Origin of the sequence: Pseudomonas cremoricolorata, from assembly GCF_000759535.1 — a bacterium.
Classification (GTDB): Bacteria; Pseudomonadota; Gammaproteobacteria; order Pseudomonadales; family Pseudomonadaceae; genus Aquipseudomonas; species Aquipseudomonas cremoricolorata_A.
In genome coordinates this window covers 3,490,293-3,506,462 of sequence record NZ_CP009455.1, presented here as the reverse complement: position 1 = coordinate 3,506,462, position 16,170 = coordinate 3,490,293, and the positions used below count along the sequence as shown (strand labels likewise).

General features: G+C 59.7%; 16 protein-coding genes and 1 tRNA gene. 5 read left to right on the top strand and 12 right to left on the bottom strand.

Annotated elements, in window-relative coordinates; genetic code table 11:
* Positions 1-8: 8 nt before the first annotated feature.
* The 10 genes from LK03_RS16035 to thrS all read right to left on the bottom strand — a co-directional run bounded on the left by LK03_RS16035 (position 9) and on the right by thrS (position 8,912).
* Positions 9-905 carry an AraC family transcriptional regulator gene (locus LK03_RS16035; protein ID WP_049870514.1) on the bottom strand — a complete coding sequence of 299 codons (897 nt, stop codon included), beginning with the start codon at positions 903-905 and terminating at the stop codon, positions 9-11.
* Positions 906-1,438: 533 nt separating this feature from the next.
* Positions 1,439-1,515 (bottom strand) — tRNA-Pro (locus tag LK03_RS16030).
* A gap of 97 nt (positions 1,516-1,612) precedes the next feature.
* Complete coding sequence (locus tag LK03_RS16025) at positions 1,613-1,969, bottom strand: MerR family transcriptional regulator (RefSeq protein WP_038413374.1); 357 nt, start codon at positions 1,967-1,969, stop codon at positions 1,613-1,615.
* Positions 1,950-2,252 (bottom strand): integration host factor subunit alpha, encoded by a 303-nt coding sequence (gene ihfA, locus LK03_RS16020; RefSeq protein WP_009394049.1) that lies wholly within the window; start codon positions 2,250-2,252, stop codon positions 1,950-1,952. The genes LK03_RS16025 and ihfA overlap by 20 nt, the downstream gene beginning before the upstream one ends.
* 3 nt (positions 2,253-2,255) lie before the next feature.
* On the bottom strand, positions 2,256-4,637 hold the full coding sequence (gene pheT / locus LK03_RS16015; protein ID WP_038413373.1) for a phenylalanine--tRNA ligase subunit beta: 2,382 nt from the start codon (positions 4,635-4,637) through the stop codon (positions 2,256-2,258).
* 32 nt (positions 4,638-4,669) lie between these two features.
* Positions 4,670-5,686: a phenylalanine--tRNA ligase subunit alpha gene (gene pheS / locus LK03_RS16010; RefSeq protein WP_038413372.1), complete on the bottom strand. Its 1,017-nt coding sequence runs from the start codon at positions 5,684-5,686 to the stop codon at positions 4,670-4,672.
* 111 nt (positions 5,687-5,797) lie between these two features.
* Entirely contained in the window at positions 5,798-6,154 is a 357-nt protein-coding gene (gene rplT / locus LK03_RS16005) for a 50S ribosomal protein L20 (RefSeq protein ID WP_003250671.1), read from the bottom strand.
* A gap of 28 nt (positions 6,155-6,182) precedes the next feature.
* Positions 6,183-6,377, bottom strand: a complete 195-nt coding sequence (gene rpmI / locus LK03_RS16000) for a 50S ribosomal protein L35 (RefSeq protein WP_028696462.1) — start codon at positions 6,375-6,377, stop codon at positions 6,183-6,185.
* Between the two features lie 61 nt (positions 6,378-6,438).
* Positions 6,439-6,990, bottom strand: a complete 552-nt coding sequence (gene infC, locus LK03_RS15995) for a translation initiation factor IF-3 (protein WP_205621218.1) — start codon at positions 6,988-6,990, stop codon at positions 6,439-6,441.
* The gene (gene thrS, locus LK03_RS15990) at positions 6,990-8,912 is read right to left on the bottom strand and encodes a threonine--tRNA ligase (RefSeq protein WP_038413371.1); all 1,923 of its coding nucleotides are present in this window, start codon (positions 8,910-8,912) and stop codon (positions 6,990-6,992) included. The genes infC and thrS overlap by 1 nt, the downstream gene beginning before the upstream one ends.
* Before the next feature lie 340 nt (positions 8,913-9,252).
* Between thrS and LK03_RS15985 the strand changes: the two genes are divergently transcribed.
* Both LK03_RS15985 and LK03_RS15980 read left to right on the top strand, forming a co-directional pair.
* Positions 9,253-9,555, top strand: a complete 303-nt coding sequence (locus LK03_RS15985; RefSeq protein ID WP_038413370.1) for a hypothetical protein — start codon at positions 9,253-9,255, stop codon at positions 9,553-9,555.
* A gap of 157 nt (positions 9,556-9,712) precedes the next feature.
* On the top strand, positions 9,713-9,925 hold the full coding sequence (locus LK03_RS15980) for a cold-shock protein (protein WP_038413369.1): 213 nt from the start codon (positions 9,713-9,715) through the stop codon (positions 9,923-9,925).
* 71 nt (positions 9,926-9,996) lie between these two features.
* Here the strand turns inward: LK03_RS15980 and LK03_RS15975 are convergent, their stop codons facing one another.
* Complete coding sequence (locus LK03_RS15975) at positions 9,997-10,332, bottom strand: I78 family peptidase inhibitor (protein ID WP_038413368.1); 336 nt, start codon at positions 10,330-10,332, stop codon at positions 9,997-9,999.
* A gap of 281 nt (positions 10,333-10,613) precedes the next feature.
* On the opposite strand from LK03_RS15975, the gene LK03_RS15970 reads away from it, so the two are divergent.
* The 3 genes from LK03_RS15970 (at position 10,614) to LK03_RS15960 (ending at position 14,563) form a co-directional block, all read left to right on the top strand.
* Positions 10,614-10,829, top strand: coding sequence for a hypothetical protein (locus LK03_RS15970; protein ID WP_038413366.1), 216 nt, complete (start codon positions 10,614-10,616; stop codon positions 10,827-10,829).
* Positions 10,830-11,078: 249 nt separating this feature from the next.
* Positions 11,079-12,167 carry an asparaginase gene (locus LK03_RS15965; protein WP_038413364.1) on the top strand — a complete coding sequence of 363 codons (1,089 nt, stop codon included), beginning with the start codon at positions 11,079-11,081 and terminating at the stop codon, positions 12,165-12,167.
* Positions 12,168-12,379: 212 nt separating this feature from the next.
* On the top strand, positions 12,380-14,563 hold the full coding sequence (locus LK03_RS15960; RefSeq protein ID WP_038413363.1) for a response regulator: 2,184 nt from the start codon (positions 12,380-12,382) through the stop codon (positions 14,561-14,563).
* Here the strand turns inward: LK03_RS15960 and LK03_RS15955 are convergent.
* Entirely contained in the window at positions 14,552-15,892 is a 1,341-nt protein-coding gene (locus LK03_RS15955) for an MFS transporter (protein WP_049870513.1), read from the bottom strand. The genes LK03_RS15960 and LK03_RS15955 overlap by 12 nt on opposite strands.
* Positions 15,893-16,170 lie beyond the last annotated feature (278 nt).

Genomic DNA, 16,170 nt, shown 5'->3' with positions numbered 1-16,170 from the left:
CCACTCGCTCAACGCTGGGGCGGCGCACCGAACAGCAGGCTGTCCGGATCCTGGCGCAAGCTGCCGGGCAGCACGCCAAACTGTTTGCGAAACGCGCTGCTGAAATGACTGACGTTGCTGTAACCGAGGATCATCGCGGTTTCAGTGACGTTGTGCTGTTGCAGCAGCGCCTGCGCTTTCTTCATCCGCTCACCCTGAAAGTAGGCGTAGATGCTGTTGTTGAAGAGCTTCTTGAAGCCTTGTTTGAGCTTGAACTCATTCAGCCCGACCTTCTGCGCGATCTGCGCGATAGTGGGCGGCGAACCGAGATCCTGCAGCAGGAAATCACGCGCTTCGAGCAACCGGCGCCGCTCGAACTGTGCCACCGGCTCATCGTCAGGTTCGCCCTTGAAGGCGTGCAGATGCCAATACAGATAGTCCAGCGCAGCCGAGTGGATGAGCAATTGCGGGTACTGCGGGCTGCTCAGGTGGTAGCACAGTTGCGCCGCCGCAAAGCGCGCCCGGTTGCTGGCCGGGCAACTGAGCGTGAAAAAGCGTCCGAGCGTGGTCGGTGTCACCAGGTGGCAATCCTCGCCGGCCAGAGACAACAACAATTCGGGGTCGACCAGCAGCTCGATATTGGACAGGTCAGAGCAATGGGCCACATTGAAGTGTTCACCATTGGCATACCCCACGTTCAGGTCACCGGTTGATAATGAAATCTCGTGGTTTCTGACCTTCGCCTGAAAGCTGCCCTGCAACAGGCAATTGAAGTGGATGTACTCGCTGGTGTGCTGGTAGGACGTCCGCGTGACGCTGGTGTTGTCGGGGTTGGCGCAAGTCAGGTTGACGATGAGCCCGGGCTGAAGCTGCAGGCCCTTACTGGTGATTTGCAGTTGGGTGTGCGTCGCTTCTCGATGCTCCATAAGCATGCCCTCGAGCCTGACCGATATCGTTAATGATTCTCATTGGCGTCGATGGTAAGGCGAGGCTGCGGCGATGTAAATCGAATGTGTAGGAAATTTCCACATGGACTACGCTCCCCCTTGAACGCGGGAAGTGCCCAAACTCCCAACCAGTGCGTTAGATCCCGTGATGAATAACTGCCCGGTGTGGTGGTCTACCTACCCCGGAGGCCCTTCCAGGCGAGAATGCTTGCCACAGGGAGGTGCTGGATGACCCAGCACGCCGTACCTTTACGCCTTGATTCAACCGCGAAGCTGCGTGTTTGGTGCTGAGGTATGCGCCCTCTCCCTGCACCTGTACAAGCGAGCGAGTTGGAAAAGACGGTTAGAAGATCGCTGGCCATGCAACCGAAGGCATGACCAGACATTACGAGGAAGATCGAGGTGGGCCTGGGTATCGGCGATATCGCCAGGTATGTTTACGTGGGTTTTGCGCACACTCGCCCATAAAAAAATCCAGTCACCGTTAAGTGACTGGATTTTCTAGGGTATTTTGGTCGGGACGGAGTGATTCGAACACTCGACCCCTTGCACCCCATGCAAGTGCGCTACCGGGCTGCGCTACGCCCCGAACTGTTCTCGATGTTGCCGAGAACGAGAAGAAAGGTACCCTAACCTTTTGATAATTGAAAGCTTTTTCTCAAAAAACTTTCACTCTTAAAGCAGGTTTACTTCTTCAGCACTACCAGCACATCCTCCAACTCGACAATCATCTGTCGAATCAGCTGCTTGTACTGAGTCGTGTCTTCCTTGGCTTCATCGCTGGACATGCGCAGTCGCGCGCCGCCGATGGTGAAGCCCTGATCATACAGCAAGGCGCGGATCTGGCGGATCATCAGCACGTCCTGGCGCTGATAGTACCTGCGGTTTCCGCGGCGCTTGACCGGGTTGAGCTGTGGAAATTCCTGTTCCCAGTACCGCAACACGTGCGGCTTTACCGCGCAAAGCTCACTGACTTCACCGATGGTGAAGTAGCGTTTGCCCGGGATGGGGGGCAGCTCGTCGTTATGGCTTGGTTCCAGCATAGGCCTCAACCCGGGCTTTCAGTTTCTGCCCTGGACGAAAGGTGACGACTCGGCGTGCGGTGATCGGGATCTCTTCCCCTGTCTTGGGGTTGCGGCCCGGCCGCTGGCGTTTGTCGCGAAGATCAAAGTTGCCGAAACCGGACAGTTTGACCTGCTCGTTATCTTCAAGTGCGTGGCGAATTTCTTCGAAAAACAACTCGACCAACTCTTTGGCTTCGCGCTTGTTGAGCCCCAGCTCCTCGTACAGCCGTTCGGCCATCTCAGCTTTCGTCAGAGCACCCATACGCTATTTCCTTAACGTGGTGTTCAACCTTTGTTCGAGCGAGGTGAGAATGGTTTGCAGGGTGGCGTTCACCTCATCGTCGTTAAGAGTGCGCGATGGATGCTGCCAGGTCAAGCCGACCGCCAGGCTTTTTCTATCAGGATCAATACCTTTACCTTGATAGACATCAAACAGCCTCAGGTCTGTCAGCCATTCCCCAGCATTGTCACGAATGATGTCAAGCACATCGTTGGCCGCCACTTCCCGACCGGCAATAAGGGCTAGGTCGCGACGGGTTTCCGGGAACTTCGACAATTCGCTGAACGCGGGCACCTGACCCTCGACCACATGGGCCAGAACCATCTCGAAGACGAATACCGGACGATCCAGGTCCAGTGCCTTGGCCAGCTCCGGATGCAGAGCACCGAGGTAGCCAACCTCCTCGCCGTCTCGTTCGATGCGAGCGGTTTGGCCGGGGTGCAAGGCGGGGTGCTGCGCCGCGGTGAACGTGAAGCGATGCAGCGCGCCGGCGTACCCCAGAACGGCCTCGACATCAGCCTTGATGTCGAAGAAATCGACACCCTCGCGACCGTTGGCCCAGCCCTCAGGCAGGCGGCTGCCGCTGATCAGGCCAGCGAGCATCGGCTCCTGCTTGAGATCGCCCAATTGACCGACGAAGCGAAGCCCGCTTTCGAACAGGCGTACGCGGTCTTGCTGACGGTTCAGGTTGTGCTGCAATGCCTTGACCAGGCCCGGCAACAAGGAACCGCGCATCGCCGCCATGTCATTGGAGATCGGGTTGGCCAACAGCAGAGGCTCAACGCCCGGATTGAACAGCTCGAACAACTTGGCATCGATGAAGCTGTAGGTGATCGCTTCCTGATAGCCACGCGCTACCAGCAAACGTCGCAGGGTTGGCAGTTCGCTGCGCGACTCAGGGCGCGCCTGAGGCGCCAGACGCGCCTGGGGATAACGCACAGGCAGACGGTTGTAGCCGTACAACCGGGCGAGTTCCTCGATCAGATCGACTTCCAGGCTGACGTCGAAACGATGGCTAGGGACGCTGACAGTCCACTGCCCTGCCCCGTCAGCCTGAGTGGTCAAGCCCAAGGCATTGAGCAGTTGCTCGATCTGCGCAGGCTCCATCTCCATGCCCAGCATCTGGCTGACACGCTCGGCGCGCAGGGTGATGGGTGCGATCTGCGGCAGGTGCTCGGCACTGACACTTTCGATGACAGGACCGGCGTCACCACCCACGATGTCGATGATCAGACGCGTAGCACGCTCCATCGCTTCACGGGCGAGCTGTGAATCCACGCCACGCTCGAAGCGGTGCGAGGCATCGGTGTGCAAGCCGTAGGAACGCGCCTTGCCAGCAACCGATACAGGCTCGAAGAACGCGCTTTCAAGGAACAGGTCGCGGGTCTTGTGCGTATCGACGCCGCTGTGCTCGCCACCCATGACGCCGGCGATCGCCAGCGGCCGCGCGTGGTCGGCAATGACCAAGGTGTCGCTGCGCAGGACGACTTCCTGACCATCCAGCAGCACGAGTTTCTCGCCCTCTTCGGCCATGCGCACACGAATGCCGCCATTGATTTCGGCGAGATCGAAGGCATGCATTGGTTGCCCGAGTTCGAGCATCACGTAGTTGGTGATGTCGACGGCGGCGTCGATGCTGCGCACATCACTGCGGCGTAGCCGCTCGACCATCCACAGCGGCGTCGGCCTGGACAGATCGACGTTGCGAATGACCCGCCCCAGATAACGTGGGCAGGCGGCAGGCGCGGTCACCTCGACCGAGCGCACTTCGTCGTGGCTGGCAGCAACTGCCGGCACCTCAGGGCGCTGCACGGCGACATCGTAGAGCGCGCTGACGTCACGTGCCAGGCCGGCGATTGACAGGCAGTCACCACGGTTCGGGGTCAGGCCGATCTCGATGCTGGCATCATCGAGGCTCAGGTACTGACGGATGTCCTGGCCGACTGGCGCGTCACCGGCAAGCTCCAGCAGACCGTCGTTTTCTTCGCTGATCTGCAGTTCGGCCGCCGAACAGAGCATGCCGAACGACTCGACGCCGCGCAGCTTGGCCTTCTTGATCTTGAAATCGCCAGGCAGCTCGGCACCGATCATGGCGAAAGGAATCTTGATGCCTGGGCGAGCATTGGGCGCGCCACACACCACCTGGAAGGTGTCCTTGCCGTCGCTGACCTGGCAGACGCGCAATTTGTCGGCGTCCGGGTGCTGTTCGGTGGCAAGGATTTCACCGACCACGATGCCGCTGAACTGGCCGGCGGCAGGCGTGACACTGTCGACTTCCAGGCCGGCCATGGACAGGCGGGCGACCAGATCGTCGCGGGAGACTTGCGGGTTTACCCAACCACGCAGCCACTGTTCACTGAATTTCATGCTGTTCTCCTAAATGTGCGTCAAGTGCGGACCTAGCGAAATTGCGCGAGGAACCGCAGGTCGTTGTCGAAGAACAGACGCAAATCATTGACACCGTAACGCAGCATCGCCAAGCGCTCTGCACCCATGCCGAAGGCGAACCCTTGATAGGTTTCCGGATCGATGCCGGACATGCGCAACACGTTCGGATGCACCATGCCGCAGCCCATCACTTCCAGCCAGCCAGTCTGCTTGCACACCCGGCAGCCCTTGCCCGAGCACATGACGCACTGGATATCCACCTCGGCGGACGGCTCGGTGAAAGGGAAGAAGGATGGGCGGAAACGTACCGCCAGCTCTTTCTCGAAGAACACCCGAAGAAACTCTTCGATGGTGCCTTTGAGGTCAGCGAAGTTGATATCCCGGTCGATCAACAAGCCTTCGACCTGATGGAACATCGGGGAATGGGTGATATCCGAGTCGCAGCGATAGACACGCCCTGGGCAGACAATCCGAATGGGCGGTTGGCTGGACTCCATGGTCCGCACTTGCACCGGCGAGGTATGCGTGCGCAGCAACATGTTGGCGTTGAAATAGAAGGTGTCATGCATCGCCCGCGCCGGATGGTGGCCAGGGATGTTGAGCGCTTCGAAGTTGTGGTAGTCGTCTTCAACTTCAGGGCCTTCGGCGATGCCGTAGCCGATATGCGTGAAGAACTGCTCGATGCGCTCGAGGGTGCGGGTGATCGGATGCAGCCCGCCAGTGGTCTGTCCGCGGCCCGGCAAGGTCACATCGATACGCTCTGCCGCCAGACGGCCGTTTAGCTCAGCGGCTTCGAATGCCGCCTTGCGCGTGTTGAGCACGACGGTGACGCGTTCCTTGGCATCGTTGATCAGCGCTCCGACCTTGGGGCGCTCTTCGGCCGGCAGATTGCCCAGGGTCTTCATCACCTGAGTCAGCTCGCCTTTCTTGCCGAGAAACTGGACCCGGATCTGTTCCAGGGCATTGATGTCTTCAGCGCGCTCCACCGCCTCAAGGGCTTGGGAGACCAGCGCGTCCAGGTTTTCCATGTACAGACTCCAGATACAAAAATAGGGGAAGAGCTTTTGAAGGCTCTTCCCCTATCGATGACGTTCTACACCCGCCAGCGCGAGGCGCCAGCGGATGATTGTCGTGGGTACTTAAGCCAGAACGGCTTTAGCTTTCTCGACAATTGCAGCAAACGCCGCTTTTTCGTTCACTGCCAGGTCAGCCAGAACCTTGCGGTCGATTTCGATCGACGCTTTTTTCAGGCCAGCAATCAGACGGCTGTAGGACAGACCGTTGGTGCGTGCACCGGCGTTGATACGAGCGATCCACAGTGCGCGGAACTGACGTTTTTTCTGGCGACGGTCACGGTAGGCATATTGACCAGCCTTGATGACAGCCTGCTTGGCAACACGGAATACGCGCGAACGGGCGCCGTAGTAGCCTTTAGCCAGCTTCAGGATTTTCTTGTGACGCTTACGAGCGATAACGCCGCGCTTTACACGAGCCATGAGTAACTTCCTCTATCTTTGACCAGAATTAACGAACGCGCAGCATGCGCGCGACTTTTGCGACGTCAGACGGATGCAGCATGCTGCTACCGCGCAGTTGACGCTTACGCTTGGTCGACATTTTGGTCAGGATGTGGCTCTTGAAAGCGTGCTTGTGCTTGAAGCCGGTTGCCGTTTTCAGGAAACGCTTCGCAGCACCGCTCTTGGTTTTCATTTTTGGCATGTTGGAACTCCGCATTCGATAAAATTACACAATAATCATCAGGCCTGCCGTGCCCGGGAGATTACTTCTTCTTTTTGGGGGCGATGACCATCATCAGCTGGCGTCCTTCCATCTTCGGATGCTGTTCAACAGAGCCGTATTCGACGAGGTCGGCTTCGACCCGCTTCAACAGCTCCATGCCCAGCTCCTGGTGGGCCATCTCACGACCACGGAATCTCAGAGAGATCTTGGCCTTGTCCCCATCGGCAAGGAAACGTACCAGGTTGCGTAGTTTTACCTGGTAATCCCCTTCTTCCGTCCCTGGACGAAACTTGATTTCTTTAATCTGGATCTGCTTCTGGTTCTTCTTGGCTTCGTTGGCCTGCTTCTTCTTCTCGAAGAGGTGCTTGCCGTAGTCCATGACCTTGCAAACAGGCGGTACAGCGTCTGCAGAAATTTCCACCAGATCCAGCTTCGCTTCTTCAGCGATACGAAGCGCTTCATCGATCGAGACGATGCCAATCTGCTCGCCATCAGCACCAATTAACCGAACCTCGCGGGCCGAGATATTCTCGTTGATCGGTGCTTTCGGTGCAGCTCGTTTATCGTTTCTCATATCACGCTTAATAGTCATTACTCCGATTCTTGGCGACCACGCCGGGAAACCGCTTGCGAGAGGTGCTCAGCGAACTGCGCGACGGACATCGAGCCCAGGTCAGCGCCTTCGCGGGTGCGCACGGCAACGGTTTGCGTTTCGACTTCGCGATCCCCTATAACCAAAAGGAACGGGACCTTGAGCAAAGTATGCTCGCGGATTTTAAAGCCGATCTTTTCATTTCTCAAGTCGGACTTGGCACGCAAGCCGCGATCAGCCAGGTTTTTTTCCACCTCGAGGGCAAAATCGGCCTGTTTGTCGGTGATATTCATGATCACCGCCTGGGTCGGCGCCAGCCATGCGGGGAAGACCCCGGCATAGTGCTCGATCAGCATGCCGATGAAGCGCTCGAACGAACCCAGGATGGCACGGTGCAGCATGACCGGGCGCTTGCGGGCGTTATCTTCAGCGATGTAGCTGGCGTCCAGACGCTCGGGCAGGTTCGGATCGTACTGCAAGGTACCGCACTGCCAGTTCCGTCCCAGGCAATCGCGCAGGGTGAATTCGATCTTCGGACCATAGAACGCGCCCTCGCCCGGCTGGTATTCCCACTCCAGACCCGACTCGTTCAAGGCGTCGGCCAGCGCAGTCTCGGCGCGATCCCACAGCTCTTCGGAACCGACTCGTTTGGCAGGACGGGTAGACAGCTTCATGGCGATATCGGTGAAGCCGAAGTCCTTGTACACATCCAGGGTCAGCTTGATGAAGTCAGCGGCTTCTTTCTTCACCTGCTCTTCGGTGCAGAAGATATGCGCATCGTCCTGGGTGAAGCCGCGCACGCGCATGATGCCGTGCAGCGCCCCGGAAGGCTCGTTACGGTGACAGGCGCCGAACTCGGCCAGACGCAGCGGCAGGTCACGGTAGGACTTCAGGCCCTGGTTGAACACCTGCACGTGACACGGGCAGTTCATCGGCTTGACCGCATAGTCGCGGCTCTCGGACGAGGTGGTGAACATGTTTTCCGCATAGTTCGACCAGTGCCCGGAGCGCTCCCAAAGAATGCGATCGACCACTTGCGGGGTCTTGATTTCCAGGTAGCCGTTGATGCGCTGCACGGTACGCATGTACTGCTCGAGCACCTGATAGACGGTCCAGCCGTCCGGATGCCAGAACACCATGCCCGGCGCTTCTTCCTGCAGGTGGAACAGATCGAGCTGCTTGCCGATCTTGCGATGATCGCGCTTTTCGGCTTCTTCGATGCGCTGGATATAGGCGGCCAGTTGCTTCTTGTCAGCCCAGGCCGTGCCATAGACGCGCTGCAGCTGCTCGTTCTTGGCATCGCCGCGCCAGTAGGCGCCCGACAGCTTGGTCAGCTTGAACGCTTTGAGGAAGCGGGTGTTGGGCACGTGCGGGCCGCGGCACATGTCCACGTACTCTTCGTGGTAGTACAGGCCCATGGCCTGCTCGTCGGGCATGTCTTCGACCAGACGCAGCTTGTACTCCTCGCCACGGGCGGCGAACACCTCAATGACCTCGTCGCGCGGGGTCATTTTCTTGATGACGTCGTAGTCCTTGTCGATCAACTGATGCATGCGCTTCTCGATCGCAGCCAGGTCGTCCGGGGTGAAGGGACGCTCATACGCGATGTCGTAGTAGAAGCCTTCGTCGATCACAGGGCCGATCACCATGCGCGCGGTCGGATACAGCTGCTTGACTGCATGGCCGATCAGGTGAGCGCACGAGTGACGGATGATCTCCAGTCCCTCTTCATCCTTGGGGGTGATGATCTGCAACGTGGCATCGCGCTCGATCAGCTCGCAGGCATCGACCAGCTTGCCGTCGACCTTGCCGGCCAGGGTGGCCTTAGCCAGACCTGCACCAATGGATGCGGCGACTTGAGCCACGGTTACGGCATCGTCGAACGAACGCTGACTGCCATCGGGAAGAGTAATGGTGGGCATGGCGCCTCCTCTCCTAGTGGTGACCCCTACCAAAGGTCACGTGGGTTGGGATGAGCCAGTACAAGATCCGACCTGCCCTCGCTGAAGCGAAGCCTGCCTCACAGTGGCAGAAGCCTTTCGGCATGTCAGGGACGAACCAGAGTGACTGGAGAAATAAAAGGTGAGATCGCCAGCACGCCATCATCACTGGCGCGCTGCGAGCCGAGCATGCTAGCACGCGGGTTTGCGATGGCGCAGGATTATTTGAACGCCGTCGCCTGCGGTGAACTCTTGGGGATTCTTCGCCTCTGACCTACTGAACGTCCCGTCATTGATGAATCACCCAAAGGAGTTTCAAGCTATGCGACTTAAACCGCTTCTGGCCATCGTCGCTGCGACCGCCCTGTCTCTGCCACTGGCGGCACATGCCGGCAAGTTCTCTGCAGAGGCCGAGCGCTCGTACACTGCATCCTGCGTCAAGTCCTCGACCGACAACGGCCTCAGTGCCGAGGCCGCCAAGCAGCATTGCGAGTGTGGCAAGAAAGTACTGGAGAAAGACTTCAGCGATGCGCAACTCAAGGAATTGAACGGGCAGAACCCCAAGCCGACCCTGGTCGAGCAGGCCCAGACTGCGGTAGCCATGGCGTGCTCGAAGAAAAGCTGAGTCGGCGCACTGAAAAACCGACTCCGCGATTGACCTCAATCAATGTTCGAACAAGGTAATTGGCGCTAGATGCGAGGAAATGCACTATCATGCCCCTCGTGCTCAGTGGCCTCGGCAACACTGCACTACTGAAAAACTAATGTCTGGAGATCCACCCATGTCCAATCGCCAAACCGGCACCGTCAAATGGTTCAATGATGAGAAAGGCTACGGCTTCATCACTCCACAAGGCGGCGGCGACGACCTGTTCGTTCACTTCAAAGCCATCGAAAGCGACGGTTTCAAGTCTTTGAAAGAAGGCCAGACCGTTTCGTTCGTCGCTGAGCGTGGCCAGAAAGGCATGCAGGCAGCGCAGGTTCGTCCGGAATAATTCGGCTCGTCCTACAAAAAACCCGCCAGCGATGGCGGGTTTTTTGTTGCCCTCCAATCGGGCGATGCGCCTCAACCGCAATTGACGCGATTGACCACACCCTGCTCGTTGACGTTTAGGTTCAAGCGCTCGGAGCGATACTCCAGGGTGACCATGTCGCGGGGCGTAAGCAATCGGGCAATCTGCGCACCGCTGGCAGCGCGTGCTTGCTCAAGCAGCTCAGGCGTACCCTGTTTGCCAATGGCGAAGTCTGCGCCGCTGGCCTGGCAGCGGCCATCGTTTGCCTGTGCGGCGTCAGCCGCCGGCGCCGCATCGCGGCCTGCGTCCGTGGTGCTGCCGCCCGTGCTGCAACCAGCCAACATAGCCAGCACCAGTAGCGACGCCAGAGAAGCGCGAGTACCAAGCATGAACCCTCCTAATCAATAACGGAAACTGCCTAATGCGACAGCCCACAGCTCTTTTCGTTGCACAATCGCGCAATTCTGCCTGCCGAAGCGTCGCCAAGGCTCAACGTAATCGTGACTGAATTTTGCACGACATGATAACTTTGCCAGTACTGACCTGATGCCTTGGTCGCAGCGCTTGCACGCCAAAGGCATGATTCAATGCGAGAAAAGTCGCTGAGTTCGTTGCTTCAAGCAGCGCCAGCGCCCGAACGCCTTATCCGCGCCTGCCACGAGAGCCGCACATGAGCACCATCACCATCGATGCCGACATCAAGGTCAAACTGGCCGGCGGCCATCGCGCCTACAGCCCGGCGAGCCCGGAAGAGCTCATGCTCATCGCCGTCGACCTGTTGGTCCGGGAACTGGGCAGCGATGCCGCGCGCAGCTTCATCGAGCAGGTCATAGAACGGCATTCGCCGGCCGCTCAGGACGACGCTGCCAGACTTCCGACTGCCTGACTCGACGACGCATGGCGGTCGCCATGCTGCACATGCCCAGTGCGATCGGAAACCCGACCGAGCGCAGCAGTCGAAGTCGGGATTCCGAACGCTCAGCACGTCGCACGCCTCCCCTTCATCGGAGTATCACCCGACGTTGGACCCCTTGCCCCGAAAATGGCGGTGCAGCCTCGCAATTGGTACGAAATCTGCGTGGTCGTGCTTGCGATACAGCAAACGCTATCTCAACGGAAAAGAGAGCCAACAATAATGAATGCTGCACTAAAGACATTTGCCCCCAGCGCACTGGCGCTGCTTTTGCTAATCCCGGCCGGTGTTTCGGCCCAGGAAGCACAGACTCAACAAAAACGCGCCAACGTGGTCATCCTTGCAACTGGCGGCACCATCGCCGGTGCTGGGGCCAGCGCGGCCAACAGTGCCACCTACCAGGCAGCGAAACTGGGCGTCGACAAGCTGATTGCCGGCGTCCCGGAACTGGCTGACCTGGCCAACGTACGTGGCGAACAGGTCATGCAGATCGCCTCGGAAAGCATTGGCAACGAGGACTTGCTCAAGCTCGCCAAACGTGTCGCCGAACTGGCTGACAGCGCGGACGTGGACGGCATCGTCATCACCCACGGCACCGATACCCTCGAAGAAACGGCCTACTTCCTCAACCTGGTCGAGAAAACCGAGAAGCCGATCGTGGTCGTCGGCTCGATGCGCCCAGGCACGGCAATGTCGGCCGATGGCATGCTCAACCTGTACAACGCGGTAGCGGTGGCCGGGGACAAACAATCCTGGGGCAAAGGCGTGCTGGTTACCATGAACGACGAGATCCAGTCGGGTCGCGACGTCAGCAAGGCGGTCAACATCAAGACCGAGGCCTTCAAGAGCGCCTGGGGCCCGATGGGCATGGTCGTCGAGGGCAAATCGTACTGGTTCCGCCTGCCGGCCAAGCGCCACACGATCAACTCCGAATTCGACATCAAACAGATCACCAGCCTGCCGGCAGTGGATATCGCCTATGGCTACGGCAACGTGACCGACACCGCGTACAAGGCCCTGGCCCAGAACGGTGCCAAAGCGTTGATCCACGCAGGTACAGGCAACGGCTCGGTGTCGTCGCGGGTGGTGCCGGCGCTGCAGGAATTGCGTCATAACGGTGTGCAGATCATCCGCTCGTCCCACGTCAATCAGGGCGGTTTCGTACTGCGTAACGCCGAACAGCCTGATGACAAGAACGACTGGGTCGTCGCCCATGACCTTAACCCACAGAAGGCACGTATTTTGGCCATGGTCGCCCTGACCAAGACCCAAGACAGCAAAGAGCTGCAGCGCATCTTCTGGGAGTACTGAGTCCGCCCCGTCAGCACGTGCTCGGCCGCCCTTCGTGCGGTGGTCGAGCCCCCTCCCCTCAGCGCCTGTCGACATCCTGCGTCGGCAAAACCTTTCGACTCCGCTACGCCAAGCTTTTCAGACCGCGTTAAACTGCCTGGCGCTGCTGCGTCAGGAACGGACGATGCGCCGCGGCGTACTTCAATGGGTCTGGTAAAGGGATGTGCGCGAGCATGGCTAAGTGGCTGGTAGGCAGTGGCATGATGGCGGAGCGGATCAGGCACCACGATTGGTCTGCCACCCCGCTAGGGCCTTTGCATAGCTGGCCACAGGTGCTCAGCACCAGCGTGGCGTTGTGTCTGGCTTCACGGTTTCCCCAGGCCATCCTATGGGGGGAGCAGTTGATCACCCTGCACAATGACGCGTTCACCGAAATCCTTGGCGACAAGCCGGCAGCCATCGGCCGACCTTTCAATGAGGTGTGGCAGGAAGCCTGGAGTGACATCGGCCCCATGGTCAGTCATGCGATGAGCGGCGAAGCCGTGTTCATTCAGGATTTTCCGCTGCTGATCGAGCGTCAGGCACGTCCCGAACGAGCCTACTTCACCTTCTGCTACAGCCCGATCCGTGACGCCGAAGGCACCGTCGTCGGCATGCTCGATACGGTTGCCGAAACCACTGCCACCGTGCTCGCCAACCAGCGGCTGACGTTCCTCGATGCCCTCGGACGAGCGGTCGCCAACGCCAACGATCCTTCACGGATTCTCGACATCAGCACGCAAATGCTCGGGCAATACCTGCAATTGGCCAGCTGTGCCTACGCGCTGATGGATGATGACCAGGACGGGTTCACCATCAGCGGCGAGTGGGTAGCCGATGCCTCGACCCATCTGCTGGGCCGCTATCGCCTCAGGGACTTCGGCGAGCTGGCGTTGCAACGTCTGCGCGACGGGCTGCCCGTAGTGATCAGCGATACGCTGCGAGAACTGCCCAGCGAGGCGGCCGCGACCTTTGGCGATATCGGCGCACGTGCCACCGTGTGCGTGCCCTTGGTCAAGAATGGGCGGCTGACCGCGCTGATGGCCGTCCACGACAGCCGGCCCCGTTGCTGGACCGCTGCCGAGCAGAGCCTGATCAGTGAAGTCATCGAACGCAGTTGGGCACACATTCAGCGCATCCAGGCGCACCTCGAAGTACGCAATACCATGGCCGCCATGGAAGCGCTCAATGCCACCCTGGAGCAACGCGTGCAAGAACGCACTGACCAACTGCTGCACACCGAGGCGGTACTGCGTCAGAGCCAGAAGCTCGAAGCGATCGGTCAGCTCACTGGCGGCGTTGCCCACGACTTCAATAACCTGCTGACCATCATTCGCTCATCGCTGCACTTTCTGCAACGCCCGGAACTGGATGCCGAGCGGCGCAGCCGTTACCTCACGACCATGGTCGACACGGTAGACCGCGGCGCCAAGCTCACCGGCCAGTTGCTGGCCTTCGCTCGCCGTCAGGCGCTCAGCCCGCAGATATTCGATGCCGGGCAACGACTGTCGGCGATCAGTGAAATGCTCGACACCGTCACCGGCGCCAGGTTGCAGGTGTCGCTGGAGCTGCCGCAAACGCCCTGCTATATCTGCGCAGATCTTGGTCAGCTGGAAACCGCGGTGATCAACATGGTGATCAACGGCCGCGATGCCATGGCCGGAGAAGGCGCCTTACGCCTGCGCCTGACGGCCAATCAGCAGCCGCACCTGCCGGGCCAGCCGAGCCTGATCGGGCCGTTTGCCGCCATCGCCGTGATCGATCAGGGCCCAGGCATCGCACCGGAGCTGCTCGAACGCATTTTCGACCCCTTCTTCACCACCAAGGCGCTGGGCCAAGGTACCGGTCTGGGCCTGTCTCAGGTATTTGGTTTCGCGCGGCAATCGGGTGGCGATGTGCAGGTCAGGAGTGTGCCGGGCGAGGGAGCGACGTTCGTTCTTTACCTGCCACAGACCCACGCACCGCAGGCAACGTCGGCAAGCACTCTGGCACCGACCCGGAGCGTGTCCGGCCAGACTTCGGCCAAGCGAATACTGGTGGTTGAGGACAATCCTGACGTCGGCAACTTCACCACACAGATTCTGAGCGAGCATGGCTTTCAGGTCAGCTGGGCCGACTGCGGTGAAGATGCACTGGTGCAACTGGAGCATGCGCAGGTGCCGTTCGACGCAGTGTTTTCCGATGTCCTGATGCCCGGTATGGGCGGACTGGCAATGGCCCAGGAGATTCGCCGGCGCTACCCCGAGCTACCGGTAGTCCTCACCTCCGGCTACAGCGAGGCTGTTGCCGGAGGTGGACATGCGGGCTTCGCATTTCTGGCCAAGCCCTATTCCGCTCAGCAGGTCTGCGCCCTGCTCGCCGAGGTATCAGGCACCTGATGCCGCATGATGGGGCGTCGTACCTGCATGGGGGGTGTCGTCATGCAGTGAGATGCGCGAGGTTTCCGGTAAGGCCAAGCCGCCCACCAGCGCCAGCAAGGCGATGACCACCAGGTAGAACGCAGGTGCCAGGCTGCTGCCGGTCTGGCTGATGAGCCAGGTCGCGACCAAGGGTGCAGTACCTCCGAACAGCGTATAGGCGACGTTGTAGGTAATGGCCGATGCGGTGTAGCGGCTGCGAGTAGGGAAACTTTCCGAAAGCAAGGCAGCGGTCACGACGCCACTGGTCAATGCACCAACGGCGAGCAGAATGACGCCTACCAAGGCGTAGGGCAGCGACCCAGAGCTGGCCAGCCAGTAAGCGGGGAACACACAGGCGATGACCCAGAAGCAGGTGAACATGATCGTCCGGCGCCGGCCAAATCGATCGGACAGTGCACCCGCCAGAGGACAACCACCCGCTGCGAACAACAACGCGACGGTGGTCACCAGCAGCGACTGGGCGCGGCTGAGATGGCCGACCAGTTGCAGATAAGTGGCGAAATACGTGGTGAACATATAGAACGACAGCGCCGTCAGCGAAATGAACGCGCCCAGGTTGCAGATGGTGCGCCCGTGATGGCGCAGGGTGTCCTTGAGCGGCGAATGCTCATGCTGCTTGCCTTCGGCCATGGCGGCGCGAAACGCTGGGGTTTCTTCCATGCGCCAGCGCAGGTAGAGCCCCACCAGACCCAGCGGCGCTGCCACCAGGAAAGGCACGCGCCAGCCCCAGCTGGCCATGGCTTCGGCGGACAGACTGGCCTCCAGGCCATAGGCCAGCACCGCAGCGCAGGCGAAGGCCGAGAAGGTCGAGACGGGCACGAAACTGCCGTAGAACGCGCGTTTTTCACGGGGTGCGTGCTCCATCAGGTAGGCGCAGGCACCGGCGTATTCGCCACCTGCCGAGAAGCCCTGAATGCAGCGGGCCAGGGTCAGCAGCACTGGCGCCAGCAAGCCGATGCTGGCATAGGTAGGCAGTAGACCGATCAAAGTGGTCGAGCCGGCCATCATCAGGATGGTCATCGACAGCACGCGCTTGCGGCCAAGGCGGTCACCCAGCGCACCGAATACCACGCCGCCCAACGGACGCAAGGCGAAGGCCACGGCGAATACGGCGAAGGTCTTGAGCAACCCGACACCGGGGTCGGAACTGGCGAAGAACTGGCTGGCGATCAGGGTGGCGAGGAAGCCATAGACTGCAAAGTCGAACCACTCGACGAAATTGCCGACCGCTGATGCGGCGATTACCCTGCGAAGGGTGGCTGGGGGAACCTCATGTGTGACGGACATGCGCGTGCTCTCCGGTTTCCATAGGCAGCCTGTGGGGTGTGCTGCAAATGGGCAGCGTTATCGTTGTTGTGCACCCAGTAAAGCGCCTGCGAACGACCTGCACTTCTACGTGAGCGACACCGGGATATCTGTTTGAACCCACCGCTGTACTGCAAAGGGAGAATTTTCTACGCAAGAGGATATTTCAGGAATTTTTGTTCTGCATCAGCGCCACACCTGACAACAAAATGAAAAACTTCCACCGCGCTCTCCCCGTAGCCTGTCCACTCACCAGCATC